The sequence below is a fragment of the Flavobacterium sp. genome, from assembly GCF_013822155.1.
Classification (GTDB): domain Bacteria; phylum Bacteroidota; class Bacteroidia; order Flavobacteriales; family Flavobacteriaceae; genus Flavobacterium.
Genome location: NZ_PNJW01000044.1, coordinates 1 through 26,910, shown reverse-complemented (window position 1 = coordinate 26,910; position 26,910 = coordinate 1). Strand labels below are relative to the sequence as shown.

At 34.7% G+C, this 26,910-nt stretch carries 28 protein-coding genes; 11 read left to right on the top strand and 17 right to left on the bottom strand.

The window, feature by feature from the left end:
- The first annotated feature begins 93 nt into the window (after positions 1–93).
- Entirely contained in the window at positions 94–279 is a 186-nt protein-coding gene (locus C0512_RS11025) for an RteC domain-containing protein (protein ID WP_367160925.1), read from the top strand.
- 36 nt (positions 280–315) lie between these two features.
- Here the strand turns inward: C0512_RS11025 and ribB are convergent, their stop codons facing one another.
- The 11 genes from ribB to C0512_RS10970 all read right to left on the bottom strand — a co-directional run bounded on the left by ribB (position 316) and on the right by C0512_RS10970 (position 11,971).
- Positions 316–1,446 carry a 3,4-dihydroxy-2-butanone-4-phosphate synthase gene (ribB, locus tag C0512_RS11020; RefSeq protein ID WP_290861519.1) on the bottom strand — a complete coding sequence of 377 codons (1,131 nt, stop codon included), beginning with the start codon at positions 1,444–1,446 and terminating at the stop codon, positions 316–318.
- 27 nt (positions 1,447–1,473) lie between these two features.
- The gene (locus C0512_RS11015) at positions 1,474–3,453 is read right to left on the bottom strand and encodes an LptF/LptG family permease (RefSeq protein ID WP_367160922.1); all 1,980 of its coding nucleotides are present in this window, start codon (positions 3,451–3,453) and stop codon (positions 1,474–1,476) included.
- Between the two features lie 7 nt (positions 3,454–3,460).
- Complete coding sequence (locus tag C0512_RS11010; protein WP_290861517.1) at positions 3,461–4,102, bottom strand: outer membrane lipoprotein carrier protein LolA; 642 nt, start codon at positions 4,100–4,102, stop codon at positions 3,461–3,463.
- Between the two features lies 1 nt (position 4,103).
- Entirely contained in the window at positions 4,104–6,548 is a 2,445-nt protein-coding gene (locus C0512_RS11005; RefSeq protein ID WP_290861516.1) for a DNA translocase FtsK, read from the bottom strand.
- 45 nt (positions 6,549–6,593) lie between these two features.
- The gene (locus tag C0512_RS11000; protein ID WP_290861514.1) at positions 6,594–6,977 is read right to left on the bottom strand and encodes a diacylglycerol kinase family protein; all 384 of its coding nucleotides are present in this window, start codon (positions 6,975–6,977) and stop codon (positions 6,594–6,596) included.
- A gap of 7 nt (positions 6,978–6,984) precedes the next feature.
- Positions 6,985–7,482 (bottom strand): thiol peroxidase, encoded by a 498-nt coding sequence (gene tpx / locus C0512_RS10995; protein ID WP_290861513.1) that lies wholly within the window; start codon positions 7,480–7,482, stop codon positions 6,985–6,987.
- Between the two features lie 117 nt (positions 7,483–7,599).
- Positions 7,600–7,857, bottom strand: a complete 258-nt coding sequence (locus C0512_RS10990; protein ID WP_290861512.1) for a hypothetical protein — start codon at positions 7,855–7,857, stop codon at positions 7,600–7,602.
- A complete protein-coding gene (locus C0512_RS10985; RefSeq protein ID WP_290861510.1) occupies positions 7,857–8,171 on the bottom strand; it encodes a co-chaperone YbbN in 315 nt (104 codons plus the stop codon). The genes C0512_RS10990 and C0512_RS10985 overlap by 1 nt, the downstream gene beginning before the upstream one ends.
- Positions 8,172–8,245: 74 nt before the next feature.
- Positions 8,246–8,884, bottom strand: a complete 639-nt coding sequence (locus C0512_RS10980) for a peroxiredoxin (RefSeq protein WP_290861508.1) — start codon at positions 8,882–8,884, stop codon at positions 8,246–8,248.
- Between the two features lie 283 nt (positions 8,885–9,167).
- On the bottom strand, positions 9,168–10,649 hold the full coding sequence (gene nhaC / locus C0512_RS10975) for a Na+/H+ antiporter NhaC (protein WP_290861506.1): 1,482 nt from the start codon (positions 10,647–10,649) through the stop codon (positions 9,168–9,170).
- Positions 10,650–10,756: 107 nt separating this feature from the next.
- Positions 10,757–11,971 carry an aminotransferase class I/II-fold pyridoxal phosphate-dependent enzyme gene (locus C0512_RS10970; RefSeq protein ID WP_290861504.1) on the bottom strand — a complete coding sequence of 405 codons (1,215 nt, stop codon included), beginning with the start codon at positions 11,969–11,971 and terminating at the stop codon, positions 10,757–10,759.
- 171 nt (positions 11,972–12,142) lie between these two features.
- Here C0512_RS10970 and C0512_RS10965 point away from each other — a divergent pair, with 171 nt between their 5' ends.
- The 3 genes from C0512_RS10965 to C0512_RS10955 all read left to right on the top strand — a co-directional run bounded on the left by C0512_RS10965 (position 12,143) and on the right by C0512_RS10955 (position 14,258).
- On the top strand, positions 12,143–12,604 hold the full coding sequence (locus C0512_RS10965) for an Lrp/AsnC family transcriptional regulator (RefSeq protein ID WP_290861502.1): 462 nt from the start codon (positions 12,143–12,145) through the stop codon (positions 12,602–12,604).
- 81 nt (positions 12,605–12,685) lie between these two features.
- Positions 12,686–13,834 (top strand): N-acetyl-alpha-D-glucosaminyl L-malate synthase BshA, encoded by a 1,149-nt coding sequence (gene bshA, locus C0512_RS10960; protein ID WP_290861500.1) that lies wholly within the window; start codon positions 12,686–12,688, stop codon positions 13,832–13,834.
- A 1-nt stretch (position 13,835) separates the two neighbouring features.
- Positions 13,836–14,258 carry a protease complex subunit PrcB family protein gene (locus tag C0512_RS10955; RefSeq protein WP_290861498.1) on the top strand — a complete coding sequence of 141 codons (423 nt, stop codon included), beginning with the start codon at positions 13,836–13,838 and terminating at the stop codon, positions 14,256–14,258.
- A gap of 70 nt (positions 14,259–14,328) precedes the next feature.
- Here the strand turns inward: C0512_RS10955 and C0512_RS10950 are convergent, their stop codons facing one another.
- The 3 genes from C0512_RS10950 to C0512_RS10940 form a co-directional block, all read right to left on the bottom strand.
- Positions 14,329–14,817: a hypothetical protein gene (locus C0512_RS10950; protein WP_290861496.1), complete on the bottom strand. Its 489-nt coding sequence runs from the start codon at positions 14,815–14,817 to the stop codon at positions 14,329–14,331.
- Positions 14,818–14,892: 75 nt separating this feature from the next.
- The gene (locus C0512_RS10945; RefSeq protein WP_290861494.1) at positions 14,893–15,681 is read right to left on the bottom strand and encodes a hypothetical protein; all 789 of its coding nucleotides are present in this window, start codon (positions 15,679–15,681) and stop codon (positions 14,893–14,895) included.
- 42 nt (positions 15,682–15,723) lie between these two features.
- The gene (locus C0512_RS10940) at positions 15,724–16,554 is read right to left on the bottom strand and encodes a UDP-2,3-diacylglucosamine diphosphatase (RefSeq protein ID WP_290861492.1); all 831 of its coding nucleotides are present in this window, start codon (positions 16,552–16,554) and stop codon (positions 15,724–15,726) included.
- A 160-nt stretch (positions 16,555–16,714) separates the two neighbouring features.
- Between C0512_RS10940 and aroC the strand changes: the two genes are divergently transcribed.
- From aroC to C0512_RS10925, 3 genes are read left to right on the top strand one after another with little or no spacing between them, the layout of a single operon-like run.
- The gene (gene aroC, locus C0512_RS10935; protein WP_290861490.1) at positions 16,715–17,776 is read left to right on the top strand and encodes a chorismate synthase; all 1,062 of its coding nucleotides are present in this window, start codon (positions 16,715–16,717) and stop codon (positions 17,774–17,776) included.
- A gap of 6 nt (positions 17,777–17,782) precedes the next feature.
- Positions 17,783–19,060 (top strand): dicarboxylate/amino acid:cation symporter, encoded by a 1,278-nt coding sequence (locus C0512_RS10930; protein ID WP_290861487.1) that lies wholly within the window; start codon positions 17,783–17,785, stop codon positions 19,058–19,060.
- A gap of 43 nt (positions 19,061–19,103) precedes the next feature.
- Complete coding sequence (locus tag C0512_RS10925) at positions 19,104–20,423, top strand: T9SS type A sorting domain-containing protein (RefSeq protein WP_290861484.1); 1,320 nt, start codon at positions 19,104–19,106, stop codon at positions 20,421–20,423.
- Here C0512_RS10925 and C0512_RS10920 read toward each other — a convergent pair.
- The 3 genes from C0512_RS10920 to C0512_RS10910 form a co-directional block, all read right to left on the bottom strand.
- Entirely contained in the window at positions 20,413–20,559 is a 147-nt protein-coding gene (locus C0512_RS10920; protein ID WP_290861482.1) for a hypothetical protein, read from the bottom strand. The genes C0512_RS10925 and C0512_RS10920 overlap by 11 nt on opposite strands.
- 66 nt (positions 20,560–20,625) lie before the next feature.
- Positions 20,626–21,036: a thiol-disulfide oxidoreductase DCC family protein gene (locus C0512_RS10915; RefSeq protein ID WP_290861480.1), complete on the bottom strand. Its 411-nt coding sequence runs from the start codon at positions 21,034–21,036 to the stop codon at positions 20,626–20,628.
- A 6-nt stretch (positions 21,037–21,042) separates the two neighbouring features.
- Positions 21,043–23,217 (bottom strand): DNA mismatch repair protein MutS, encoded by a 2,175-nt coding sequence (locus tag C0512_RS10910; protein ID WP_290861479.1) that lies wholly within the window; start codon positions 23,215–23,217, stop codon positions 21,043–21,045.
- An 88-nt stretch (positions 23,218–23,305) separates the two neighbouring features.
- Here C0512_RS10910 and C0512_RS10905 point away from each other — a divergent pair, with 88 nt between their 5' ends.
- From C0512_RS10905 to C0512_RS10890, 4 genes are all read left to right on the top strand, one after another.
- Positions 23,306–23,599 (top strand): nucleotidyltransferase domain-containing protein, encoded by a 294-nt coding sequence (locus C0512_RS10905; protein WP_290861477.1) that lies wholly within the window; start codon positions 23,306–23,308, stop codon positions 23,597–23,599.
- A complete protein-coding gene (locus C0512_RS10900; protein ID WP_290861475.1) occupies positions 23,589–23,948 on the top strand; it encodes a HepT-like ribonuclease domain-containing protein in 360 nt (119 codons plus the stop codon). Before C0512_RS10905 ends, C0512_RS10900 begins: the two co-directional genes overlap by 11 nt.
- A 13-nt stretch (positions 23,949–23,961) precedes the next feature.
- Positions 23,962–24,627, top strand: coding sequence for a uracil-DNA glycosylase (ung, locus tag C0512_RS10895; protein WP_290861473.1), 666 nt, complete (start codon positions 23,962–23,964; stop codon positions 24,625–24,627).
- 674 nt (positions 24,628–25,301) lie between these two features.
- Positions 25,302–26,774, top strand: a complete 1,473-nt coding sequence (locus C0512_RS10890; protein ID WP_290861471.1) for an OmpA family protein — start codon at positions 25,302–25,304, stop codon at positions 26,772–26,774.
- Positions 26,775–26,910 lie beyond the last annotated feature (136 nt).

Sequence of the window (26,910 nt, the reverse complement as noted above, 5' to 3'; positions counted from 1 at the left end):
GAAAAAGAAAAGGTAAAATCACAAGAGATTGAAATTGATTTCTTTAAAAATATAAAACCACGCTTTACATCTAAACTAATATATTAAAATGCTATCTTTAAAATAGAAACTAAAAAACCTCATGGTGGAGAACGTATTTTAAAGAATTATTTAAACTACGAATTAGAAAAATTAAAAAGATATTTCGATGATAACATAGACTTTAATAAATATTATCGAACAGGAAATAATTACCTATGCCACAAGTATTTTACAGAGGAGAATTTTATATTAAATTAGCTTTAGACAGCTTCTATTTTGAAGTAGCATATGTTTTTAATACTTCACATATTCTGTAATCTCCAAGCCATAGCCAATCATTCCAACTCGTTTGGTTTGTTCAGAGTTGGATAGCAGTCTTATTTTTGAAATATCGATATCATGTAAAATTTGAGCTCCAATACCAAAATCTTTTGAATCCATTTTGATTGGTGGTGCTTTCATTTCTCCTTGTTCTTGAAGAATTTTTAACTCACAAATACGGTTTAATAGTTCAATGGAAGGAATTTCTTGATTAATAAAAATAATTGCTCCTCGTCCTTCTTTGTTAATACGATTAAACATATCTTCCAATCGTTTGTCTGTATTGTTTGTTAAGGTTTCTAGGATGTCATTATTAACTTGTTTGGAATTTATTCTGGTTAGCACAGCTTCCCCGTTATTCCAACTTCCTTTGGTCAACGCTAAATGAATTTGTTTGTTTGTTGTTTGGAGATAAGCTCGTAAACGAAATGTTCCAAATCGGGTATTGATTTCAAAATCTTCTTTCTTTTGAATCAAACTATCGTGTTGCATACGATAAGCCACTAAATCTTCAATTGAAACTAGTTTTAAATCAAACTTTTTAGCAACATCTACTAATTGTGGTAGGCGAGACATAGAACCGTCTTCATTCATGATTTCGCAAATTACTCCGGCAGGGGAGAACCCGGCTAAGCGTGCAAAATCAATAGCCGCTTCCGTATGCCCTGTTCTTCTTAAAACGCCACCTTGTTTTGCAATCAATGGGAAAATGTGTCCTGGACGTGCTAGTTCAAACGGCTTAGTTTCTTCATTTACCAATGCTAAAATTGTTTTAGCTCTGTCTGCTGCAGAAATTCCGGTTGTAACTCCATTTCCTTTTAGATCGACAGAAACAGTAAATGCAGTTTCCATATGGTCGGTATTATTGACTACCATGGAACGAAGTTCTAATTCTGAACAACGACGTTCTGTTAAGGGAGCACAAATGAGTCCGCGGCCATGTGTAGCCATGAAATTAATCATTTCCGGAGTAACCTTTTCAGCCGCAGCCAAAAAATCACCTTCATTTTCGCGATCTTCATCGTCAACTACTATGATGATTTTTCCTTGACGGATATCTTCAATAGCTTCTTCTATGGTATTTAGTTGTGTTTTATAAGACATGATTAATTTTTATGCTTTCAAAAGTTATTATCGATATTGAGTCATCGCTTCTTTAATTACTGTTTTAATATAAAAATGTAATAAAATAAAGAAGGGAAATCCAACTAAAAAAGTTATGACTAGGCCCACATTCACTTTACGCCCAATTAATTTACCCATTTCCTCAAGCGTTTGGTGTGACTTATATAGAAATATATAAAATAAAATAATAGTTACAATTGAGATAAGAATAAGTATAGGGTTTAGTTTTGAGCTTAATACACTTAAAATCAAAGCAATAAAATAGGTAACTAACGTGATATTACTTTGTACTTTATAAGCTTGATTTAAACGATCTAATTCTTGGTATTCTTTATTGTATAAATTATGGGTATCTATTAAATCTTGTTGAGTAATGCCACGATTAGATAATATTTTTAAGGCTTTATTTCTAAAATCGCTTGAATAATTAAACTGTTTAGAATTTTTTACAATATTGATGAGTGAATCATCCGTGTAGTGATTTAATTTTTCAAATTCTTCATCTTCATCTATTTTCAGGGCATCTAAATTTACAATTGTTTCAATCAATACATCATCTTCTGTATTTTTAGGTGTAAATAATTTTTGAAAAGGAACTGTAATCCAATCAAAATTAAGCATTAATCCAATATCATTTGTAGCTCTGTAGGTTAATAAAACAGCGAAAGGAGTGAGGATGATGGAAGACATCCATGAACCTAAAAACGGAGGAATTCCATTTTCCTGAGCCACTTTTTTACCAAATACATTGATGAAATGGTAAATAATGAATACAACCATGGCAAAAACAATTGGGAGTCCTAATCCTCCTTTTCTGATAATAGCTCCTATGGGAGCCCCTATGAAAAACATTAATAAACATGCGTAAGCAATAACAAACTTGTCAAATAAAGCTAACCAATGATTATTAATATTTTTTATTTTTCCGGTAAATTCATATTGAGAACCGTCAATTGAATATTTTGTGTTGGTAACACTTCCTTTTGCAAATTCAAGTATTTGAGAAACTTGATAAGGCTTTAATATAGAAGTTAAATCATTAATGATTGTATCTTTAACTTTTGGTTTATTAACTATTTTAGAATTTACTAATCCAATTCGTTGGTGAATGTTTTCTGTATAAGATACAATATCTTTTTCTTTTTTTGTTTCTAATGAATCTATTGTATAAACCAATTCATTGACATTTAGCATTGTATTGGTATTGGTAATTTCATCCGTATTCATATCCGTTTTTTGCAACGGAGCTAAATCAAAATTAATAATGTATTTTTTGAAGGAACTTTTTGCAAAAGGTAATTTCTTTTTGTCTTCAAAATTTTTGGGTTGAATATCTTCATAATAATTACCGTTGTAAAGTACTAATTGAAGAAAATTTGTTTTTTCATCCCCAATTAATTCACCATTTTTAGCTTTGATAATTACATTTGCTCCTACGCCAAAATTAGAAAGCCGGTGAATGGTAATGTCATCTAAAAGATTGTTATTTTCTCCGTGTTTCTTGCTTACTTTAATGTTGTAACTACCAATTTTGCTGAATTGACCTTCCGCTATGGCCATCGATGGCTTTTGCTGAACAATTGTTTTTCGTAGGTTTACAAATTCATATTCTGCTTGTGGAATGATATTATTGGCAAACAAAAAAGCCACAAAACTTAGCCCGGATATAAAAATTGCTAAGGAATACATTGCTCTTTTTAAAGAAATTCCGGAAGCTTTCATGGCAGCAAACTCATAGTTTTCGGCAAAATTTCCGAAGGTCATGATGGAGGACAATAAAACAGAAAGTGGTAAAACTAAGGGTACAACCTTAGGCGAATAGAACAATAAAAACTTTATGATTAAATAAGTATCTAAATCTTTTCCGGCTAAATCAGCAATGAAAAGCCAAATTCCCTGTAAAATAAAGATAAAAAAAAGGATTACAAATACCGTAGCAAATGTACTCAGAAACGAAGTCAGTATATAGCGATCCAGTATTTTCACCTCAGAATTAGTCTATTCTATTGATGTAGTAACCTTTGTATTTAGTCTCGTCAAAGGTAAACTGATTTTTTGATACCGGTTGATTGGTTTTGAAAGAATTAACAGTGAGGGTAGTTTTAGTTCCGTTTTTACCCATTTCGATTAAGTTATAGATATGTTTTGTTTGCACATCTATCCCTAAAAGTATTTCTTTTCGTTGGTCTTTCGAGCTGATTGGAACCAATTTGATGTATTGAATTTTACGTCCTTTTACATCTTGTAAAATATCCCAATAATACTTGTAACCACTATTAAAAAAAGTTAGCATTTTAGAGGGAGTTATTGCGTTTTCATCTTTGTCATCCACTTTAGAAATGGTTATTTCTTCATCTTCAGGAACTATAGTATAGGTTTTTTTGCCGTCAAAAATTTTGGTAACACCCATAAAATTTAAATAATATAAATTTCCTTTGAGCACTACATTTCCTTTGCTGTCTTGGTTGATATTTTCTTTGGTGTTTTGAAGAGAATATTTAAAATCAATAGCTATATTTTCATAGCTTTTAACTTTGGCTGTTACTTCGTCAAGTAAATCTTTAGCTTTCTTTTCTTGACCAAAAGAGGTGATTGTAGAGATAAAAAAAATAGAAATCCAAATTAGGTTTTTCATTTTAAGCATTATTTTGTTCATTATTAAAAAATTCATTCAACGAATTCAAATCAGGAATATTGACGGCACGTGCTTTACTTCCTTCAAACTGACCAACTATTCCGGCGGCTTCTAATTGATCTATTAAGCGACCGGCTCGGTTGTAACCTAATTTTAATTTTCGTTGTAATAAAGAAGCGGAGCCTTGTTGAGCAATTACGATCACTTCTGCAGCTTCTCTAAACATTGAATCACGTTCGGATATATCTATATCAAGCATTGTGCCATTCTCTTCTCCCACATATTCCGGTAGAAGATATGCATTTGGATAAGCTTTTTGTGAACCGATATATTCTGTGATACGTTCTACTTCCGGTGTGTCTACAAAAGCACATTGCACCCGAACTAAATCATTTCCGTTGGAATAAAGCATATCGCCACGACCAATCAATTGATCAGCTCCTTGTGTGTCTAAAATAGTTCTTGAATCAATTTTCGAGGTAACTCTAAAAGCAATTCTCGCAGGGAAATTAGCTTTGATTAAACCGGTAATCACATTCACAGATGGTCTTTGAGTAGCGATAATTAAGTGAATACCAATAGCTCGTGCTAATTGTGCCAAACGGGCAATAGGTGTTTCCACTTCTTTTCCGGCAGTCATAATTAAATCGGCAAATTCATCCACTACTAAAACAATATAGGGTAGAAAACGATGTCCTTCGTTTGGATTTAATTTTCTATTTTTAAATTTTTCGTTATATTCTTTGATGTTTCGCACCATTGCATCTTTCAGCAAGGTGTAGCGATTATCCATTTCAATACAAAGCGAGTTCAATGTATTGATAACTTTAGTGTTATCGGTAATAATAGCATCGGAGGTATCCGGTAATTTAGCTAAATAATGGCGTTCGATTTTGTTAAATAAAGTCAACTCTACTTTTTTAGGGTCAACCAAAACAAATTTTACTTCCGCCGGATGTTTTTTATACAATAAGGAGGTAAGGACAGCATTCAAACCTACAGATTTTCCTTGTCCGGTGGCTCCAGCCATCAAAAGGTGAGGCATTTTAGCTAAATCGACAACAAAAGTTTCATTAGAAATTGTTTTTCCTAAAGCAATCGGTAATTCCATTTCGGCTTCCTGAAAACGTTGAGAAGACAAAACGGATTTCATCGGCACCATAGTAGGATTTTTATTTGGCACTTCAATACCAATAGTTCCTTTACCGGGAATTGGAGCAATAATACGAATTCCTAAAGCAGAGAGTGACAAAGCAATATCGTCTTCTAAACTTTTAATTTTAGAAATACGAACACCTGCTTCAGGAACAATTTCATATAAAGTTACTGATGGCCCTACGGTTGCTTTGATTTGAGCGATATCAATTTTATAATTCCGAAGTGTTTCAACAATTCGGTTTTTATTTTCTTCTAACTCTTCCTGGTTAATGGTGATTCCGGCAGAACCGTAATCTTTTAATAAATCCAGGGTTGGAAATTTATATTTAGAAAGTTCTAATGTTGGATCAAACTCACCAAAATCAGCTACTAATCGAGCGGCAAGATTTTCTTCTAACTGTTCTTCCTCAGGTGCTTTTTCAATCACAAATTGTTCATCATCGGTATGAATGATTTCCGGCTCTCTTGGTACTGAATGGGGCAGTGGATCTAATGTTTTTACTTTTGGCTCTAAATTGATTTCTGAAGCATGTTCAATAGTTGGTTTTAAAGCTTCTTTATTAATTTCAAAGACAGAAGTTGGTTTCATTGAAATTATCCCTTCTTCAACTTCTTCTTCCTCTTCTTTAGTATTGGTAGGTAAAGGTTGATCAAAAGCACTTTTTGCATCGGCTAAATCTTCCTTAATTTCTTTTTTCTTCCGTTCGAACAGTTTTTGAAAAGTTTCAGGAGAAACATTGACTTTAAAAATCAAATAAATTAACAAACTGAAAACCAAAACTAACAAAGTTCCCGGTTTTCCCATAAAATCCTGAATCAAGGAATTCATTTCAAAACCAATAACACCGCCTAGTTCAGGAATGTAATTTGAAAAGAAACCAAATAGTAATGAAAAATTAACCATGGCAAATAAATCCCAAAACCAAACATTTTTGAGCTTTTTGAGTGGCAAACTCAAAATCATATAAATTCCGGATAAAAAGAAAAGTCGGACTAATAAAAAGGAAGCAATACCAAATCCTTTATAAAGAAAAAAGTCGGCAATATAAGCACCAATTTTTCCTAACCAATTATGAACTTCAACTGAACGGTTGGTTAAACTGGTTATGGCACTTTGGTCTTCTTTCCAATAGATAAAGAAAGAAATCATCGAAAGAAAAAGAGCAACAGAAAATAAAACCAAAAAACAACCAAACAAAAATTTGTGTTGTTTGGTTAACTTCCAGGATTTTTTTGTTTCCTTATCCGTTTCTGATTTTGCAGAACTTGTCGTTGATGATTTAGCCATTTAAAAACTGTCTGATTTGCTGTAAAAGTAATTATTTAAATTTAGTTATACTAAAGTTCTAACATACGGAACATATATGATTGCACCAATTGCAATGGCAGTCATAGCTGCAAAAAAAACGGCACCTGCTGCAATATCTTTAATGAAACCTATTCGTTCATGGAATTCCGGATGAATAAAATCAGCTATTTTTTCAACGGCAGTATTTATTCCTTCAATGGACAAAACTAAACCGATTGCTAACGTTTGCAAAAGCCATTCTGTTTTGGTAATTTCAAGATAAAAACCGGCTATGGAAATAATAATACCGATTGAAAACTGAACCATCACGCTGTGCTCTGTTGTAATCAATTTGTAAGCTCCTTTTAGAGCAAAAACCATACTTTTTAGGCGTCCGGTGAAAAGGGTAGTGTCTTTTTGAAATTCCATATTCGAATTATAATGCAGCTAAAGCCAACTCATAATTTGGTTCTTGAGCAATTTCAGGAACTTGTTCGGCATAAGTAACCATTCCATTTTCGTCAAGAACAATAACAACTCTTGAATGTAGTCCGGCTAATGGTCCGTCAACAATTGTTAATCCATAAGCATCACCAAAACTTCCGGTTTTAAAATCGGATAAATTTTCAACATTTTCTAATCCTTCAGCCCCACAAAATCGTTTTTGAGCAAATGGTAAATCTCTGGAAATACATAAAACTTTTGTATTTTCTAAAGAACTCGCTTTTTGATTGAATGTTCGAACTGATGTAGCACAAACTCCGGTATCTATACTCGGAAAAATATTTAAAACTAATTTGCTTCCCGCATAATCACTTAAAGATGTGGAAGATAAATCTGTTTTTATTAAATTGAAATCAGGTGCTTTTGAACCCGCTTTTGGTAGTTCTCCTTGCGTATGTATAGGATTTCCTCCTAAAGTAATTGATGCCATAATTGTTATTTAATTAGTGTTCAAAAGTATGAAAATTTTAGTAATCTTTTAGTTGATTTTCGCAACAAAAAAAACGCCACCCGAAGGAAGCGTTTTATAAAGGTATTTGTTTGGAAATTATTTGTCTATTGAACCTAAAACCCGTTTCATAAACCCGTTCAAAGCTTCTTTTTTATCCATTCCGTTTTGAATAGATTTGTGAACCTCTAACGCACCATACATATTGGAAATTAATTCTCCAATAACATCCAACTCTTCTTCTTTTAAGGAAGGAATTTCTGTTAAAGCTTCTAAAACTTCAATGGTTTCTACAAGATAATCTTGGTCGTTATCTTCAATAAACTGGGTTAAGTGTTTTATTACCGGTAGTTTCATTAGTTTGAAGAAATTTCAGAAACCAATTCAGCTAATACTTCGGCTTTGTTGGTTTGTGTTTGATTCACCAATTCTCCGTTTACAAATGTTGCAAAGGTGGGCAAATTAGAAACATTAGCTAATTTTCTTGATTCAGGAGAATTTTCAGCATCTACCAAAACAAACGTAATAGCATCATTTTCTGAAGCTAATTTTTTAAATTTTGGTTTCATGATTCGGCAATTTCCACACCAAGAAGCAGAATATTGAACGACTACTTTATTATTAGTTGTCACTAAATCTTGAAGCGTATCTTCGGTTAAATCGATTAACATATTTTGTATTTTTAAATTTTCAATATCAAAAATCAAAAGCTGATTCTTTATATTGTCATTGAAATTGTTATGTATTAGTTTTGACTCAAGTAAGCAGCAGTACTCAAACGGTCAGCATGCATTGCCTCTTTGCCTTCTTCCCAATTCGCAGGACAAACTTCTCCTTTGGTTTGAACATGCGTGTAAGCATCGATTAAACGTAAATATTCGTTTACATTTCTTCCTAATGGCATATCGTTTACACTTTCATGGAAAATTTTACCGGTTTCATCAATTAAGTAAGTAGCTCTGTAAGTAACATTTGAACCGTCAATTAAATAGGAATCAGATTCCTCGTTATATTCACCTACTTCAATATCTAAGATGCCTAAAGCCGATGATAAATTCCGTGTTGTATCTGCAAGAATTGGATAAGTTACTCCTTCAATTCCACCATTATTTTTAGCGGTATTTAACCAAGCAAAATGAACTTCGTTTGTGTCACAAGAAGCACCAATAACAACGGTATTTCTTTTTTCAAATTCAGGTAAAGCAGTTTGAAAGGCATGTAATTCTGTGGGACATACAAAAGTGAAATCTTTTGGGTACCAAAATAAAATTACTTTTTTGTTGTTTTTTACGGCTTCATCAAGCACATTGATTCTTAAATTATCGCCCATTTCAGAAATGGCATCTACTGTAATGTTTGGAAATTTTTTACCTACTAATGACATAATTATTTTTATTTTATAATGTTAATTTCAGGTGCAAATTTAGTGCTTTACAGAAGAGTAATCTATGATATTTGTCATTCCTTTTTAGTATAGAAGTATCAGTTTTACTGATGCTTACGATGATAATGGCTTAAAATTAGTTACTCGGTAATTTTAAGTAATTATTAATTCATTATTCGTAATTATCATACTAAAATAATATAGAATCAATAGTAGTTAAAGTTATATTAAATAACAAAAACTGCCGATTAAAGCAGTTTTAGATAATTTATGATCGTAAATCTTATTTAGTTGTTAACTGCTTTATTTTAATGTTAAAGGCAGCAAATAGCAAAGTCATAAATGGACTAATGATATTAAAGAAAGCATAGGGGAGATATGAAATAGTTGAAACACCTAACACTCCGGATTGATAAGCTCCACAAGTATTCCAAGGAATTAATGCAGAAGTAACAGTACCGGAATCTTCTAACGTTCTGCTCAAATTTTCAGGAGCTAAACCTTTATCTTGATAGGCTTTTGCAAACATTTTTCCGGGAACTACAATAGCTAAATATTGATCAGAAGCTGTTAGGTTTAAAGCTAAACAACTGGCAACAGTACTGGCAAATAAGCCAAAAGTAGTGTGGAACAGTTTTAATAAAGAATCTGTAATTCGAGTTAATGCACCAATAGCCTCCATTACACCACCAAAAACCATGGCACACAGAATTAGCCAAATAGTACTCATCATTCCTTTCATCCCTTTAGCTGAAAATAAATCAGAGAGCATTTGATTAGTGGTTTCAACCGAAGTTTCAACGGTGATAGCATTCATAACACCTTTATATCCGGAAACAAAAGATAAATGATTACTTCCGCCAATTTTTGCAACTAATTCCGGTTGGAAAATAAGTGCAAAAACACCTCCTAACAAGGTTCCTATCAATAGGGCAATAAGCGGTTCTGTTTTTTTGATGATTAAAATAATGACAATTCCCGGAACCAAAAACAACCAAGGTGTGATGGTAAAGGCATCTTTGATTGATGTTAGCGTTGCTGAATTATCACCTGACCCATTAGTTGTTTGAGCTAAACCCAAAAAAATAAAAAGTAATAATGTAATAATCATAGTTGGTACAGTCGTAATGGTCATATAACGAATGTGCGTAAACAAATCTGTTCCAGCCATAGCCGGTGCTAAATTTGTTGTATCGGACAATGGTGATAATTTGTCGCCAAAATAAGCTCCCGAAACTACAGCTCCGGCAACCATTCCAAGAGGCATTCCGATGGTTGAACCAATTCCAATTAGAGCAATTCCAACTGTTGCTGAAGTTGTCCAAGAGCTTCCAGTCGCAATTGAAATTACAGAACAAATGATTAAACAAGCCGGAAGAAAAATGGCAGGATGTAAAATTTGTAAACCATAATAAATCATCGTCGGAATAACACCACTGATTAACCATGTTCCAGAAAGTGCTCCTACCATTAATAGTATTAAAATTGCTCCAGCGGTTGATTTTACATTTTTTGCAATTTCTTCCATCATGGCTTGATAGGTAACTTTATTCAGAAACCCAACTATTGCCGCAATTGCTCCACCAATTATTAATGCAAATTGATTTGGACCTGCAGTGGCACTATCACCATAAGCATAAACATTATAGGCTAAAATGGCTATTAAAAGTAAGATAGGAATTAATGCTTCGAATATAGAAAGTTCCTTATTTTCAATAAGTTGTTCGTCTTTCGGATCTTGTGGTTTAATATCTTGACTTTTCATGTAGTTTTGTTTGTGGATGCAATATACTATTTTTTTTGAATTTTGAATTGTAATAAAAAAATCCGATTCTGAGTTGAATCGGATTATATTTAGTTAAAATTTGTTTTTTATTTATTCAAAACTCCCAGTTCTATCATACACGCTTTCATCTTTTGATAAGTTCGTTCGATATCATTATCCAATCCAATTGAAAATCGAATTAATCCGTCTGATAAGCCCATTTCCTTCTGTTCTTCAATTGGAATTTCAGAGGAAGTAGAGGTTCCCGGAGCACTGAACAACGTTTTATAAAAGCCTAAACTTACTGCTAAATAACCAAGGTTTCTGTTTTGCATTAACTCCATTAATTCGTTGGCTTTGTCCAATGAACCCACATCCAAAGTCATCATCCCACCAAATCCATACTCCTTGTTTATCATTGAAGCATAAAGTTCATAACTGGGATGACTTTTCAATCCGGGATAAACTACTTTCAAACCATCTTTTTCAAATTTATCAGCTAAATATTGTGTGTTGTAACTGTGTTGTTTCATTCGAATATGCAAGGTTCTTAAGTTTTTTAAAATACTCGCAGAACGTAAACTATCCATCGTAGGTCCAAATAACATACTTGCACCACTGTTTACATTTTTCAATGCATTGATAAACTCTTGTGAAGCACAAACCACTCCACCAACGGTATCACTGCTTCCATTGATAAATTTTGTTAAACTATGGATAACAATATCTGCACCCAATTGGGCTGGAGCAACTGAAAGTGGCGAAAAGGTATTGTCAACCACTAATTTTAAATTGTGTTTTTTAGCAATCTTGGCGAGCCCTTCAATCTCAGCTACTTCTAATAAAGGGTTACTTACGGTTTCACAATATAAAACCTTTGTATTCTGACTTATAGCTGCTTCTACAACATCTAATTTTGTGATGTCCACAAAGTGCGTTTTAATGTTCCAGCGAGGTAACATATTTTTCATAAAGGCATAGGTTCCTCCATAAATTGTTCTACTTGAAACAATTTCGTCTCCGGCATTACACAATTGCATTAAAACAGGTGTAATAGCACCCATTCCGGAAGCAGCTACATTAGCACTTTCAGTCCCTTCCATGGCTGCTAAAGCTTTGCCTAAATATAAATTCATTGGTGAAGAGTGACGCGAATACAAATAGCATCCCTCAGCATTTCCTTCAAAGGTGTCAAACATTGTTTTAGCCGACAAGAAAGTATAGGTTGAACTGTCTGAAATGGAGGGATTCACGCCTCCAAATTCGCCAAAATATTGTAAATCTTGAATTTGATTGGCAGCATTAAAATCAGTTGGTTTCATCTTGATATTTTTTATTATGCATTACAAAATACAGTAAAATTAGAATTCAAAACAATATATGGCTTATAATTTGGATTATTAAACTGTTATATTTAATTTAAATAGATTTAATAACTATATTTGTTTGTTGTTTTTTATTTGAATAGATTTTTTAAAACTTAAACACTTATTATGGAACTCGATAAAATTGATAAAAAATTACTTTCGTTACTTCAAACGGATACCAAACAAACAACAAAAGAGCTTTCACTATTGCTTAATTTATCTGTAACAGCTGTATATGAACGCATAAAAAAAATGGAACGTTTAGGGATTATTCAACAGTATGTTGCTCTTTTAAACCGTTCAAAAATTAATAAAGGATTTGTGGTTTTTTGCCATGTCAAATTGGTGCAACATACCCGAGAGTACATTGCTGACTTTGAAAGTGAAGTAGTCAAACTGAACGAAGTTTTGGAATGTTTTCACGTGAGTGGTGATTACGATTATATTCTGAAAATTTGTGTGGGAAACATGGAAGAGTACCGAGAATTTATGATAACAAAATTAACAACGTTAAACCACATTGGCAGTACGCACAGTTCTTTTATGATTGGGGAAGTAAAAAACACAACCGTTTTTGAATTGGCGTAAGGCTTTGAAATTTTAATTTTAACGAATTCTTACCAAAATCTGCTCTGAAAAATGTTAGATTTGTTACTCTAATTAGATTGCATGAAAATAGCTATAGTTTGTTATCCTACTTTTGGTGGGAGTGGAGTAGTAGCCACTGAATTAGGACTTGAATTGGCTCATCGTGGACATGAGATACATTTTATCACGTACCGTCAACCGGTTCGATTAGCTTTATTGAATCCAAATGTGCATTACCACGAGGTTAATGTTCCGGAATATCCGCTTTTTCATTATCAACCTTATGAATTGGCACTTTCCAGTAAATTAGTTGATATGGTTAAGTTGCATAAAATAGAATTAATGCATGTGCATTATGCCATTCCACACGCCTATGCCGGTTATATGGCTAAGCAAATGTTGAAAGATGAAGGTATTTATATTCCTATGGTTACTACTTTGCATGGAACCGATATTACTTTAGTAGGGAATCACCCGTTTTATAAACCTGCCGTTAGTTTCAGTATTAATAAATCGGATGTAGTGACTTCTGTTTCTCAAAGTTTGAAAGACGAAACGTATAAGTTGTTTAATATCACCAAAGAAATTGAAGTTATTCCAAATTTTATTGAATTGGAGAAAACAAAGTTAGAGGAAGGTGCCCCGTGTTATCGCTCTTTGATGGCAACAGATTCTGAGAAAATTATCACTCACATCAGTAATTTTCGAAAAGTGAAACGCATTCCGGATATCATAAAAATATTCCACAAAATCCAACAACAAATTCCATCAAAATTAATGATGGTAGGGGATGGACCGGAAAAAGAAAAAGCGGAATTACTTTGTGAAGAATTAGGGATTGCTAATAAAGTTATCTTTTTTGGAAACAGTAATGAGATTGATAAAATTTTGTGTTTTTCTGATTTGTTTTTATTGCCTTCTGAGACGGAAAGTTTTGGATTGGCAGCTTTAGAAGCCATGGCTTGTAGTGTTCCGGTAATTTCAAGTAATACCGGTGGTTTACCGGAAGTGAATGTGGATGGATTTTCCGGATATTTAAGCAATGTGGGCGATGTTGATTCCATGGCGGAAAATGCAATTCGTATTTTAGAAAATGAAACCAACTTAGCTAAGTTCAAGAAAAACGCTTACGCTGTTGCCGAACGATTTGATATTGCTAAAATATTACCTCTTTATGAAGCAATTTATGAAAAAGCCATTCAAGAACAATTTAAAACAGAATCAAACTAAGATGAAAAAAATAATTGCCTTCTTGATTTTAAGTATTGTATTGTTTTCTTGTGCCTCAAAAACAAATAATGCGGATAAATTACCACTTTATGAAATCTTAAAACAAGAGGATCAAGGTGGAGCAAATTTTAAATTTTTTGAAATTATTTCAGAACCAAAAGAATTTAAAATGCTTTTGAATGATGCTGATTTAAAGAAAAAAATAAAAGCAGCGGATATTTATACGTGCAACTTTTTATTGTTAAACATGGGGACAAAAAGTTCCGGAGGATATTATTTCACTATCGAAAATATAGAAGAAATGGAAAATGATATTATCATTACCATCAAAGAAAATGAACCAAAAGGAATGGCAACCTCAGTGATGACGAATCCTTTGGCAATAGTAAAAATAAATTCTAAAAAGAATATCATTATAAAGTAAAAAGCAATCCTAATTAAAAATGCCCTCGATAGTAATTACTACGAGGGCATTTTAATTTAAATGAGTTGAATTAGAACTGGTATCTGATACTCAAAGCTATGTCAGAACCATAATTATCATTTCTGTAATTGTTTCCAAAATAAAGTTCAGGTCTGAAATCCAAAGAAAGTAATAATGGAATATCAAAATTGTATTCAATACCAATATCACCTGCCATCAATAAAAAAGCACCATCTTCATATTCATGATTTTTGTCATTGTTAGTCCAAGTTCCTAAACCTGCACCAAGTCCTGCATACCATTGAAAACGTTTTTCAATTGTCCAAACCCATTGGTATAAACCAACAATTTTAAAAGCATCGTCATTGTCAGAATTTCTTAACCCAAGGTCAAACTCTAAACGATTTGAATTGGATAATCCTCTTTGATACGATATTTCAGCACCAAAACCATCATTGCTTCCTAAACGTAGTCCTAATGCATTTTTTGAAATTTCCTGAGCATCCGCACTAAATGTAAACCCAACTAATATAAGGGCCGATAAAAATAATTTTTTCATAGTATGTAAATTTTATTACTACTGCAAAGGTAACCCCGAAAAGAGTTAAATCTTGTAATTGCACGTTAAAGTATGTTAATTCACCGTGTACGAGTCTAAGAATTCGTTTTGAGACTGAGAGCTTGTTTGAGGGATGTCTAAACCAAAATCCGCCGGATTGATGGCTAATGAATAAGAAATTATATTATTTGCATAGACCATTCCAATATCTTGAGCATAATAATGTGTAGCAGTCAAAACATCCTGACTGTTTAAAATAGGAATTGGTATGGTTATGTTTGTACCCGGAATTGTCTGTAAAGTGGTCACTTCTACATTTATAACAAAGTTAACTTTTTTCACATCAGTGTAAGTCACATTTTTAGAAGTTGTAAAACTAGGCAACGTTTCAAGAGCTGTTGATTTAATAGTGTAATCAATAGTAATTGGAGTACCATTTAAATCTTGAGAAATTGTACCTGATTTTGTAGACATTACTTCATTAGAGGCAGCATCATTATTGATTAGAATAAAGTCTTCAAGAGCAAAATCCAGCGGAATGTCTACGCCTAAATCTAAGGCAAGTGTGCCGGTTAAAAGTAACTTTTGGCCCTCATTTCTAAGGCCGTTATCTCTCAAAAGCGACGAATAAAATCCAAAAGGAACATCCGTTGTCTTCATTTGTTGGTAGGATTTATTGTTTAAAATTATTTCATCTCCAACATATAAATTATCAAAATTTGTAGTTTGTCCTTCTACTTCATAGATCCAACTATTGTCCGATGTTAAAGGGAAATAGTTAAAATATGCATTACCGGAATCATCGGAGGAACAAGATGAAAGAGTTAGTATAAGAACAGTCAATAGTAAAAAATTTGTCTTCATAATTAGGTATAATTAAACTGTGACAAATTAAAGCAAAAGAAATCATTTTTGCGAAAAAATTAATGAAGCAATAAGTTGCTCACTTAATTTTGATTCCATTTCAAAAAAATCTTCTTCTATCATATTGGTGTCTTTGTCATAACGATATAATTTCCAACGCTTTTTATTGTATTCCAACGCCGTTAAGTTTTCAACCCAATCACCCGAATTTAAATAAAAAGTAGTTCCCTTTTTAGTTGCTTTTCGAATCATTTTTGGTTCGTGGATATGACCGCAAATCACATAATCGTAATTATTTTCAATGGCTAATTCAGAGGCTGTCAATTCAAAATCTGAAATATGTTTGACTGCTTTTTTTACATTCGCTTTTATTTTTTTAGAAAACGAGTAGGGCTCTTTACCCATTTTTTCTAATATTCTGTTGACAAATCGATTTACTAAAATCAGTAAATCATATCCCCAACCTCCTAATTTAGCTATCCATTTCGAATGTTGCACCGAGGCATCGAAAACATCACCATGAAAAATCCAAGCTTTTTTGTCATCTAATTCCAAAACTAATTTATCCAAAATTGAAAAATTTCCAATCTTAGTATCACTAAATTTTCGTAACATTTCATCATGATTACCGGTGATATAATAAACTTCGGTTCCTTTCGAAGCCATGTCTATTATTTTTTTGATTACTTTTAAGTGTGCTTTCGGAAAATAGGATTTTCTAAATTGCCAGATGTCTATAATATCACCATTCAAAACGAGTATTTTTGGCTTTATAGTTGATAAATAGTGCACTAATTGTTTAGCATGACAACCAAAAGTTCCTAAATGTACATCGGAAATGACAACAACTTCAACTTTTCTTTTTTTAAGCATTGTGATGGAAGGTTTTGCAAATTAACCTTCTAAATTAAAAATGCATTTTACTTAAAAGTTAACGTTTAGTCAACCAATATTATTTTTGTGTGAAGTCAAACCGATTTTATGAGCATTCTTTAAATTAAAAAACTTATTTTTGTTCAAAACATTCCTAATAATGGCAGGAAACAGCTACGGAACCTTATTTAAACTAACCACTTTTGGTGAATCTCACGGTGATGCTTTAGGAGGCATTATTGATGGTTGTCCACCCGGAATTCATCTTGATTTTGAAGCAATTCAATTCGAAATGAACCGACGTAAACCCGGACAATCAACCATTGTTACCCAACGAAAAGAAGCCGACGAAGTACAGTTTTTATCCGGGATTTTTGAAGGTGTTACAACAGGAACACCAATTGGGTTTATTATTCCTAATTCTAATCAAAAGCCAACGGATTATGCACATTTAAAAGAAGCATTTCGACCTAGTCATGCTGATTTTACGTATGAAAAGAAATATGGTATTCGCGATTATCGAGGCGGTGGAAGAAGTTCTGCCAGAGAAACAGCTTGTCGGGTAGTAGCCGGAGCCATTGCAAAACAAGTAATTTCATCCATTAAAATTAATGCTTTTGTTTCCTCGGTTGGTTCTCTGTTTATTGACAAACCTTATCAGGAATTGGATTTTTCTAAAATTGAAAATAATCCCGTTCGTTGTCCCGATGAAAAAATAGCTGCTCTGATGGAAGATTACATCAAAGAAATCAGAAAGCAAGGTGATACGGTTGGAGGAACCATTACCTGTGTCATTCAAAATGCTCCAATTGGTTTGGGGGAACCGGTTTTTGATAAATTGCATGCCGAACTAGGCAAAGCGATGCTTTCCATCAATGCGGTGAAGGGTTTTGAATTTGGCAGTGGATTTTGTGGTGCTCAAATGAAAGGCAGTGAACACAATGATTTGTTCAATGCAGATGGAACAACAAAATCAAATTTGTCAGGAGGAATTCAAGGTGGTATTTCTAACGGTATGGATATTTATTTTAGGGTTGCTTTTAAACCGGTTGCCACCATTATGCAAAAACAGGAAACAATTGATAATGAAGGAAATATTGTCGAATTGGAAGGCAAAGGCAGACATGATCCATGTGTTGTGCCAAGGGCCGTTCCCATTGTAGAAGCCATGGCCGCTTTAGTTTTGGCCGACTTTTTTTTACTAAATAAAACCTATAAATAATTCTGCATGAAATTAGCTCTTCACTGGAAAATTCTAATCGGAATGGTATTTGGATTAGTTTTCGGATTTGTAATGAAAAATCTCGAAATGAAAGGCATTGTGGTCGATTGGATAAAACCTTTTGGTACAATATTTATCAACTTACTAAAAATGATTGCGGTTCCGTTAATCGTTGTTTCTTTAATCGTTGGATTATCTGATTTAAAAGATATTTCTAAACTTTCTAAGTTAGGTGGTAGAACCGTTGTTTTATATTTAGTTACTACCGTCACCGCTGTATCAATTGGATTAGTATTGGCAAATTTGATAAAACCTGGTGAATATATCAATGATGAATCACGTAAAAGTTTATTAGAAAATTTTGCCGGTGATGCTGCAAAAAAGATTGAATTGGCAGCAAGTGCTAAAAATCAAGGCCCTTTACAACCCTTAGTGGATGTTGTACCTGAGAATTTTTTCTTAGCCATGACAGATAATGCCTCGATGTTGAAAGTGATTTTATTCGTCATTTTAATTGGAATCGGTTTGATTTTAATTGATGAAAATAAAGCTAAACCGGTGGTTGATTTTTTCAAAGGATTGAATGAAGTTATTCTAAAAATTATTGATATCATCATGCTTTTTTCTCCCATTGGTGTTTTTGCTCTAATGGCAGCTTTAATGGTAGAAATTCCTGATTTTTCAACGTTAAATGCATTAGGAATTTATGCCTTGACGGTTGTTTTAGGATTAATAATTATGACTTTTGTAATATACCCAACAATGTTGATTGTATTGGCAAAATATTCGCCTGTGAAATTTTTTAGAGCTATTGCTCCGGCACAATTATTAGCTTTTTCTACGAGTTCCAGTGCGGCTACTTTACCGGTAACTATGGAGCGGGTAATAGAAAATGTTGGGGTTGATGAGGAAGTGGCCAGTTTTGTACTTCCTTTAGGTGCTACGGTTAATATGGATGGAACAAGTTTATACCAAGCAGTCGCTGCCATTTTTATTGCTCAGGCAATGGGAATTCCGTTAGATTTACAAACCCAATTGATGATTATTGTTACTGCAACATTAGCCTCTATTGGTTCTGCAGCGGTGCCGAGTGCAGGAATGGTGATGTTAGTGATTGTCTTGGGACAAGCCGGAATTCCGGAAGCCGGTTTAGCTTTAATCTTTGCTATTGATAGACCCTTAGACATGTGTAGAACTGTTGTGAATGTAACTAGTGATGCTGTTGTTTCCACGGTTGTTGCTAAATCTGTTGGAAAATTAAACCCTATTAACACAGAAGTTTAATTTTTTTTCTTATTTTCGTGACATATATTAAATTTTATAACTTATGAAAAAACTATTACTTTTTATTTTATTAACTACTTTTACTGTCAATGCTCAATTTTGGACAGAAAAAGCATCTTCTTTTGCTGCGGCAAGCCGTGGTATTAATAGTATTTCTATTGTTGACGATAACGTGATTTGGGTAAAAGCTTATGACGGGTCTGCAGCAGCTGTAGAAACCTTAAAAGAGTATGCTAAAAGTACAGATGGAGGAAATAACTGGACATCGTCTACGATTACATTAACAGGAGGTGCTGCAACCTTGGGAATTTCTTGTATTACTGCTGTTGATGCAAATACGGCATGGGTTTCTGCATATCCAACAGCAACCGCTTCAGGTGGAATTTGGAAAACAGTTAACGGTGGAACAACTTGGATAAAACAACTTACTGCCTTATTTAGTAATGCATCAGCATTTGCAAATGTGGTTCATTTTTGGGATGCAAATAATGGTGTTTGTCAGGGAGATCCAACAGGTGGTTATTTTGAAATTTATACTACAACCAATGGAGGAACTACTTGGACTAGAGTTCCATCAGCAAATATTCCTCTACCTGCAGATTCTGGCGAGTATGGATATGTGCATAATTATCATGTAGTAGGAGATGTAATTTGGTTTGGTACAAATTATGGTCGTATATATCGATCTGCTGATAAAGGTTTAAATTGGACTGTTTCTCAATCTCCTATAAATGATTTTGGTGGAGCTAGCGAAAGTGGAAGTTATACTTTTTCAACTGCAACTAAAGGTTTGTTAAGTTCAAATTCTGGACAATTGTGGTCTACTACCGATGGTGGAGAAAACTGGACACCTCAAGCATTTTCCGGGCCATTTTATTTATCTGATTTAGCTTATGTTCCTGGAACTAGCAATGTGATTTGTACTGGTTCTGCAACTGGAAATTCAGGTTCTTCTTATAGTTTAGATGATGGAGTAACTTGGACACAAATTGACAATAACGTACAACATACTTTTTGTGAATTTAGAAATTCTACGATTGGTTTTTCAGGTGGATTTAGCGAAAATGCAACTTCTAAAGGAATTTTTAAATATACAGGAACTGTGTTAGCATTGCCTACGACTGAAAAAGCTGTTTTTTCAGTATATCCTAATCCTGCAACTGATTTTATAACTGTAAATGGTGCTTCTGCATCAATTAAAGCAATTCAAGTTGTTGATATTAACGGAAGAATTGTAAAATCATTGAAATTTGATGGAATTACTGAAACACAAGTTAATATTTCTGATTTGAATGCAGGTGTTTATGTTATTACTGTATCCTCTGAAGAAGGAGTTTCTTCAACAAAAATCATCAAAAATTAATAAACATCTTTTTGTTTTTACTATTCATCATTAGCATAACGGCTCCTATAAGTCCAACGATTACTAAGGCAAATACGCCAATCATTATGATAGCTCCATTATCCCATGAATACAAGGCAAGAGTCAATTTGTTCATTTGGTTTCGGTTTAAAGTTTATCAAAAATAAAATTTAAATTTAGGATGGAATATGATAATTGTCAGTTACAAGAACTTTTCCTTCAAGGCAGCTGTGGGAATCAAGCATTCCTCTTTTTTGCCATACCATTTGTAACGGTTTTTTGCAATGTAATCATAAACAAAGTTACCAATAGAACCTGTGAATGATAAATAAGAAAGGAAGCGATGCCAGCTGTTTAATTCGCTGCTGATTTGCATGGCTGCTTCCGCCTTGAGATAGTAGGCAACTCCGGGAACGTATAAAACGATGCTGTCAACTTTGGTTGGGTCTACGCCAATGTGTTTTAGAATTTGCTGACCAATTTCTGATTGTAAAGAGGCAAAACGAAATACATCTTTGTCATCGTGTTTGATAATAAATTGAACAGAGTTGTCGCAAAGGTTGCAAACACCATCAAACAAGATTATTTTTTTAGCTATTGGTAAGTTTTCCATTATTTTTTATTTTTTCTTTGCTTCTACCAGTTCCAAGGCATCGAGGCTTACTTTTGAGGTGAATACGCCATAATTTACCTTGGCTTTGTTCTTTTCAATGCCGTCGAGAGTGCCTACTGCTTTGCCATCAATCATACGAACACGGTCACCGATTTTTAAGACTACTTTAGGCTTGTCTGCTTCGGCTTTGAGGGCTTTTACTTTCTTTTCCTTTTTGACGGTTCGGATTTCTTCTACTTTAACGGCGACTTCCTCAACGATTTGTTTTTGGATGATTTCCTTTTCTTTTTTCTCCTTGACGGTTGCTTTCTTACGTTTGGAGTTTTCTATTTCCACTACTTTAAGGAATTCGCCTATCAATACTTTTTTGTCTTTGTTGTTGAAGTATTTTTCAGCTATGTCGTCAATTTTTTGACCCATGTAGATGAGGCGTTGGTTGGCATCATAGAGTTCCTGATACCGTTCGAGCTTGTCTTGTATCTTGGCGTTGATGGTTTCCATCTTTTTGCTTTCTTCGCGGGCTTTGGTTTCTTCTTCTTTTAGGTTGATGGATGTTTTTTCCATTTTAGAACGTTCCTTTTGAAGGGTGGCAATGGTTTTGTCAAATCGTACTTTGCCGCCTTCGATCTTCTTTTTGGCTCGGTTAATTAATCCGTAGGGGATGCCATTCTTTTGAGCTACTTCAAAGGTGAAGGAGCTTCCGGCTTGGCCTAGGACTAGTTTATACATCGGCTCTAATGATTTTTCGTCAAAGAGCATGTTTGCATTGGAAGCAAAAGGGAGTTCATTGGCTAATATCTTTAGGTTTGAATAGTGCGTGGTGATGATTCCGAAGGCTTCACGGTGGTAAAATTCTTCTAAGAATATTTCAGCGAGAGCTCCTCCTAATTCGGGGTCGGAGCCGGTGCCGAATTCGTCAATGAGGAAGAGGGTTTTGGCATTGCATTTCTTCAAGAAGTAGTTCATGTTCTTGAGACGGTAACTGTATGTACTCAAATGATTTTCAATGGATTGATTGTCGCCAATGTCGGTTAAAATCCTGTCGAATAAGAAGGTTTCACTTCGTTCGTGAACGGGAATTAGGAGACCGCTTTGCAACATTAATTGCAAGAGTCCGATGGTTTTTAGGGAGATGGTTTTTCCTCCGGCATTGGGTCCGGAAATGACGATGATCCTGCTTTGGTTGTGCAGTTCGATGGTTTGTGGAAAGGTTTTTTCTCCTTTGTTTTTGTTGTTTAAATAGAGAATGGGGTGGTAGGCATCTCTGAGAAAGAGTCGCTTTTCCTCAGTGATGGTGGGTAGAATGGCGTTTATGCTCAGGGCATACTTTGCTTTTCCGGCGGTTACATCGATGTCGCTCAGGAAGGCTTGGTATTGGTTTAACAGTTCTTTATAGGGGCGTATGTCGTTGGTTAATTTTTTTAATATGCGGGTGATTTCTTCGCGTTCTTCATATTCGAGATTGCTTAGTTCACGGGAATAGCGAAGGGTAGCTTCGGGTTCGATATAGGCGATGCTGCCGGTTTTGGAGCTTCCGAGGATGCTTCCTTTTACTTTGCGTCGGTACATGGCTAGGACGGCTAACACGCGACGGTTTTCGACAAAACTTTCTTTGATTTCGTCGAGGTAGCCGAGGGCGTTGTATTGTGTTAAGGCCGAGCCGAAACTTTGGTTTACTTTGCCACGAACAAGGCTCATGTCGCGACGAATGTTGATTAAGTCGGGGGAGGCGTTGTCTTTGATGATGCCGAATTTGTCGACGACTTCGTCAATTTTTTGGACTATGTATTTGGTGTATTCAACGTGTTGTGCCCGTTGGTTGAGTTGGGGGTAGTAATCGTTGAATTTTTTTAGAAACAGGAGCATGGTGTTTACTGTTTCGGAGAGTTGGGCAATTTTTCGGAAGCTGGTTACTTCGAGGAAGCTGTCTTCGATGCCGATGAATTTGATTTCGTTTGTTATGTTTTCAAAACCGTGGTTTGGCAGAGCGTTGTTGTTTGAAAAGGAGGCTAGGTATTCAGAGGTTTGCAAGAGGGAGTCCATCAGGAGTTCCTTGTTGCTGAAAGGGACTATGCTGAGGGCTTTTTCTTTGCCTATCTCGGTGTTGCAGCGGGAGGAAACCGTTTGCAAGATGGTTGCAAATTCTAAATCTTTGAGCGTTTTATCGGTGATGGAAATCATTTTTGGGTTATCGCAATTTTAGGCAAAGATAATTAAAGTTAATGATAGCTTTTCAGTAATTTTAAATCCATTTATTTATATTTGTAGTATGGATAATCAAGAAATTATAACAATTTTAAAAGAAGAAAAAAAGCACTTGGAGGTCTCTTTTGGTGTAAAACAGATTGCTTTAATCGGTTCTTATGCTAAGCAAGAGCAAACCCCTCAAAGTGATATTGATTTTTTTGTTGAATTTCAAAAACCTTCCTATGGTTTATTGGCAGATTTAAAAGCTTTTCTTGAGCAAAAATTTAATGCAAACATCGATATTGTTAGAAGTGGACCTCATTTGTCTGAACGTTTTTTAAACCATATCAAAAAGGAGATGATTTATGTCAGATGAACTGTATACCTATAAATTAGAGATTATTTTAGAACACTTGGACGTTGTTCAAAAACGCTTTTCTAAGGTAAGTATTCCTGCTGATTTTGTTGCTTCGGAGGAAGGTAAAATGCTGTTGGATTCGATAGTTACCCGATTGCAAGCGATTGGTGAAAACACTAAAACTATCCTTGCTAAAAAATGGTTGGATGAAAGCGAATATCCCGAGATTCATTGGGATAGAATAGTGCGTTTCAGAGATTTTATATCTCATCATTATGAAATGTTAGATTATGAAATCGTCTTTGAGATTTGTAAAAATTACCTTCCCTCTTTACAACTTGTTATAAGCAAGGAGTTACATAAATAATTATTTTCTTTCCATGCAATTTTCTACCGATTCTTCTTGGTCTTCTTTTTTAGCTGACGAATTAGGGAAACCTTATTTTGCGGAGTTGCTGGCGTTTGTGGAGGATGAATATGCTCATCAGACGTGTTATCCTCCGAAAAGGGAGGTGTTTGCTGCTTTTGAGCATTGCTCTTTTGATACTATTAAGGTGGTGATTATTGGTCAGGATCCGTATCATGGGGAAGGGCAGGCGAATGGGTTGTGTTTTTCAGTGAAGGAAGGGGTTGTTTTGCCGCCGTCGTTAGTGAATATTTTCAAGGAGTTGGAGCGGGATTTGGGTGTGCCGATGCGTGTTTCGGGGAACTTGGAACGGTGGGCGGAGCAGGGTGTTTTGTTGTTGAATGCTACGTTGACGGTTCGTTCGGGGGAAGCGGGGAGCCACCAGAAGCGGGGTTGGGAACGGTTTACGGATGCTGTGATTGAACGGATTTCTGCGGAACGGGAAGGGGTTGTTTTTTTGTTGTGGGGTAGTTTTGCTAAGAAGAAGGGGTTGAAGATTGACCGAACGAAGCACTTGGTTTTAGAGGCGGGGCATCCTTCGCCGTTGAGTGCGAATCGTGGTTTGTGGTTTGGGCATCGCCCTTTTAGTTTGACGAATGCTTATTTGAAAGGCTTGGGGAAAGCGGAAATTGAGTGGTAGGGGTTTTTGTGGGGTTTATTTAGGTTTAGGATAATCTCGTATTGGAATTTGATTGCGTGGGCTTCGACAAGCTCAGCCTGACATCGTGCAAAGTAATTGTATTGGGTGTTAAGGATGAAGTAGATTGTAGAATAGTTTGCGGAGATTGCTTTGCCAGTTCGCTATCGCTCGTGTCCTCCTGCGTCGGAATGACAAAAGGGACGGATAATCTCGTGCCGGAATCAGATGATCTTGTTGTTTTTGGGGAGGGTTTTCGAATGGAAGGGTTATGAATGGAAGAGTTTTTTTAGTTCTTTTAGTTTTTTTGGTTCTTTTGGTTATGGAATTGGAACGCGGATGACGCAAATGACGCGGATTAAAAGGATTTTTTACGGATATCGCTTCGCGATAAATGGATCCCGAAGTCTCGGGACGGATTTATTCGGTTTATTAATTTTTTTAGTTCTTTTAGTTTTTTACTTCTGTTGGTTATTTCGACCTTTCTATTTATAGCTGCAAACATAATTTTTCTTCCACATCCTTCTGCTGTTGGGGAGGGAAATCGAGGGAAATAGCTGTAATATTTTCAATTTATTTTAGTAGGTAAATTATGTAACTTTTATAAATAGTTATATAACAAAGTTCGGCGGCCTTAAGTTGACCTTTGCAGTATACAATAATAAAACAAAATTGTTATGAAAAAATTACTATTACTCTTTGTAGGTATTGCTTTTACCTTTACTGCAAAGGCACAGACGGAAGATAAAAAATGGAACGTTGGGTTGCACACCGGTGTTACTCAATACAGCGGCGATTTAGGCCGTGATTGGTATGAAACGGATAATACTATGTATGGATTTGGAGGTTTATCTGTTTCCAGAAATTTAGGTAAATTATTTGATGTAAGCGTATTGTTGTCTAAAGGGACAATTGGTTATCACAATGGTACGACTCCGGGTTTTAAATCTGATTTTAATGCGGCGTCTGTTAATTTACGATTCAATATCGTGGCTCCGGAATACATTGTTAGACCTTATGTGTTTGCGGGTGTTGGAGCGATTTTATTTGACAACCAACTTAATTTTCATCAAGAAAAGTATGATTTTATGTTGCCTACTACAGGTGCCGGTTTAAATATCAGACTTACTCCGCTTATCATGTTTAATTTGCAAGAAACGTTTATGTTTTCTAATCATGATGGTCGTGATGGTATTGATAATGCCGAGGGTAAAATGAATAAAAAAGATTCATATGTTACACACATGGTGGGATTGACTTTTAACATGGGTAATTCTATTGATACTGACCAGGATGGTGTTTCGGATAAGAAAGATACTTGCCCTGACACTCCAACGGGAGTAGTGGTAGACAAAAATGGTTGTCCGGTTGATACTGATGGCGATGGCGTTGCGGATTATTTGGACAATTGTTTGAATATTAAAGGTTCTCAATTGCTAAACGGATGTCCGGATAGTGATAATGATGGTGTTGAAGATTCAAAAGACCAATGTCCGAATCAAGCGGGAACAGCAGTACTTTTTGGTTGTCCGGATGCGGATAAAGATGGTGTTGCGGATAAAGATGACCAATGTGCCAACACGAAAGTAGGTACTAAAGTGGATAGCAAAGGTTGTCCGATGGATAGTGATAATGATGGTGTGACTGATGATATGGATCGTTGTCCAGATGTTGCCGGTGTTGTTGCACTTAAAGGTTGTCCTGATACAGACGGAGATGGAATTGTTGATTTAGACGATAAATGTCCGAAAGAAAAAGGAACTGCTTTGAACAATGGTTGTCCTGAAATTACGAAAGCGGATATTGTAAAAATTACGTATATCGGAAGTAAATTGTTTTTTGAAAACAATTCAGATAAATTAAAAGTTGCTTCACTTTCGCAATTGGATGCGTTGATTGAAATTTTGAATCGATATCCTGGAGCTACCTTGACTATTGAAGGTCATACAGACAGTGTTGGTGCAGATGATTTTAATATGACATTGTCTCAAAAACGTTCTGATTCTGTTCGAGAATATTTAATTGGAAAAGGAATAGAAGCGTCAAGATTAAAAGCAGTTGGATTTGGAGAAACCAAACCTGTTGCTACCAATAACACTTCTTTAGGAAAAGCTAAAAACCGTAGAGTAGAATTGAAAACGAATTACTAAATCTATTATTGTTAGTTGAATTTGAGAGGGGTTGTCAAGAAATTGGCAACCCTTTTTTTTGTGTTGGGTTTTTCGAATGGAAGGGTTATGAAATGGAAGGGTTTTTTTAGTTCTTTTAGTTTTTTAGTTTTTTTGG

Excerpts from the sequence above, each read along its gene's own strand:
- aroC (WP_290861490.1), top strand. The coding sequence starts at position 16,715 with ATGGCAGGAAACAGCTACGGAACCTTATTTAAACTAACCACTTTTGGT.
- C0512_RS10905 (WP_290861477.1), top strand. The coding sequence starts at position 23,306 with ATGGATAATCAAGAAATTATAACAATTTTAAAAGAAGAAAAAAAGCAC.
- C0512_RS10915 (WP_290861480.1), bottom strand. The coding sequence starts at position 21,036 with ATGGAAAACTTACCAATAGCTAAAAAAATAATCTTGTTTGATGGTGTT.
- C0512_RS11010 (WP_290861517.1), bottom strand. The coding sequence starts at position 4,102 with ATGAAAAACCTAATTTGGATTTCTATTTTTTTTATCTCTACAATCACC.
- C0512_RS10970 (WP_290861504.1), bottom strand. The coding sequence starts at position 11,971 with ATGAAACCAACTGATTTTAATGCTGCCAATCAAATTCAAGATTTACAA.
- ung (WP_290861473.1), top strand. The coding sequence starts at position 23,962 with ATGCAATTTTCTACCGATTCTTCTTGGTCTTCTTTTTTAGCTGACGAA.
- ribB (WP_290861519.1), bottom strand. The coding sequence starts at position 1,446 with ATGTCTTATAAAACACAACTAAATACCATAGAAGAAGCTATTGAAGAT.
- C0512_RS10985 (WP_290861510.1), bottom strand. The coding sequence starts at position 8,171 with ATGTTAATCGATTTAACCGAAGATACGCTTCAAGATTTAGTGACAACT.
- C0512_RS10955 (WP_290861498.1), top strand. The coding sequence starts at position 13,836 with ATGAAAAAAATAATTGCCTTCTTGATTTTAAGTATTGTATTGTTTTCT.
- C0512_RS11005 (WP_290861516.1), bottom strand. The coding sequence starts at position 6,548 with ATGGCTAAATCATCAACGACAAGTTCTGCAAAATCAGAAACGGATAAG.
- C0512_RS10910 (WP_290861479.1), bottom strand. The coding sequence starts at position 23,217 with ATGATTTCCATCACCGATAAAACGCTCAAAGATTTAGAATTTGCAACC.
- C0512_RS10965 (WP_290861502.1), top strand. The coding sequence starts at position 12,143 with ATGGAACTCGATAAAATTGATAAAAAATTACTTTCGTTACTTCAAACG.
- bshA (WP_290861500.1), top strand. The coding sequence starts at position 12,686 with ATGAAAATAGCTATAGTTTGTTATCCTACTTTTGGTGGGAGTGGAGTA.
- C0512_RS10990 (WP_290861512.1), bottom strand. The coding sequence starts at position 7,857 with ATGAAACTACCGGTAATAAAACACTTAACCCAGTTTATTGAAGATAAC.
- C0512_RS10945 (WP_290861494.1), bottom strand. The coding sequence starts at position 15,681 with ATGAAGACAAATTTTTTACTATTGACTGTTCTTATACTAACTCTTTCA.
- C0512_RS10980 (WP_290861508.1), bottom strand. The coding sequence starts at position 8,884 with ATGTCATTAGTAGGTAAAAAATTTCCAAACATTACAGTAGATGCCATT.
- C0512_RS10940 (WP_290861492.1), bottom strand. The coding sequence starts at position 16,554 with ATGCTTAAAAAAAGAAAAGTTGAAGTTGTTGTCATTTCCGATGTACAT.
- C0512_RS11000 (WP_290861514.1), bottom strand. The coding sequence starts at position 6,977 with ATGGAATTTCAAAAAGACACTACCCTTTTCACCGGACGCCTAAAAAGT.
- nhaC (WP_290861506.1), bottom strand. The coding sequence starts at position 10,649 with ATGAAAAGTCAAGATATTAAACCACAAGATCCGAAAGACGAACAACTT.
- C0512_RS10920 (WP_290861482.1), bottom strand. The coding sequence starts at position 20,559 with ATGAACAAATTGACTCTTGCCTTGTATTCATGGGATAATGGAGCTATC.
- C0512_RS10950 (WP_290861496.1), bottom strand. The coding sequence starts at position 14,817 with ATGAAAAAATTATTTTTATCGGCCCTTATATTAGTTGGGTTTACATTT.
- C0512_RS10900 (WP_290861475.1), top strand. The coding sequence starts at position 23,589 with ATGTCAGATGAACTGTATACCTATAAATTAGAGATTATTTTAGAACAC.
- tpx (WP_290861513.1), bottom strand. The coding sequence starts at position 7,482 with ATGGCATCAATTACTTTAGGAGGAAATCCTATACATACGCAAGGAGAA.
- C0512_RS10890 (WP_290861471.1), top strand. The coding sequence starts at position 25,302 with ATGAAAAAATTACTATTACTCTTTGTAGGTATTGCTTTTACCTTTACT.
- C0512_RS10925 (WP_290861484.1), top strand. The coding sequence starts at position 19,104 with ATGAAAAAACTATTACTTTTTATTTTATTAACTACTTTTACTGTCAAT.
- C0512_RS10930 (WP_290861487.1), top strand. The coding sequence starts at position 17,783 with ATGAAATTAGCTCTTCACTGGAAAATTCTAATCGGAATGGTATTTGGA.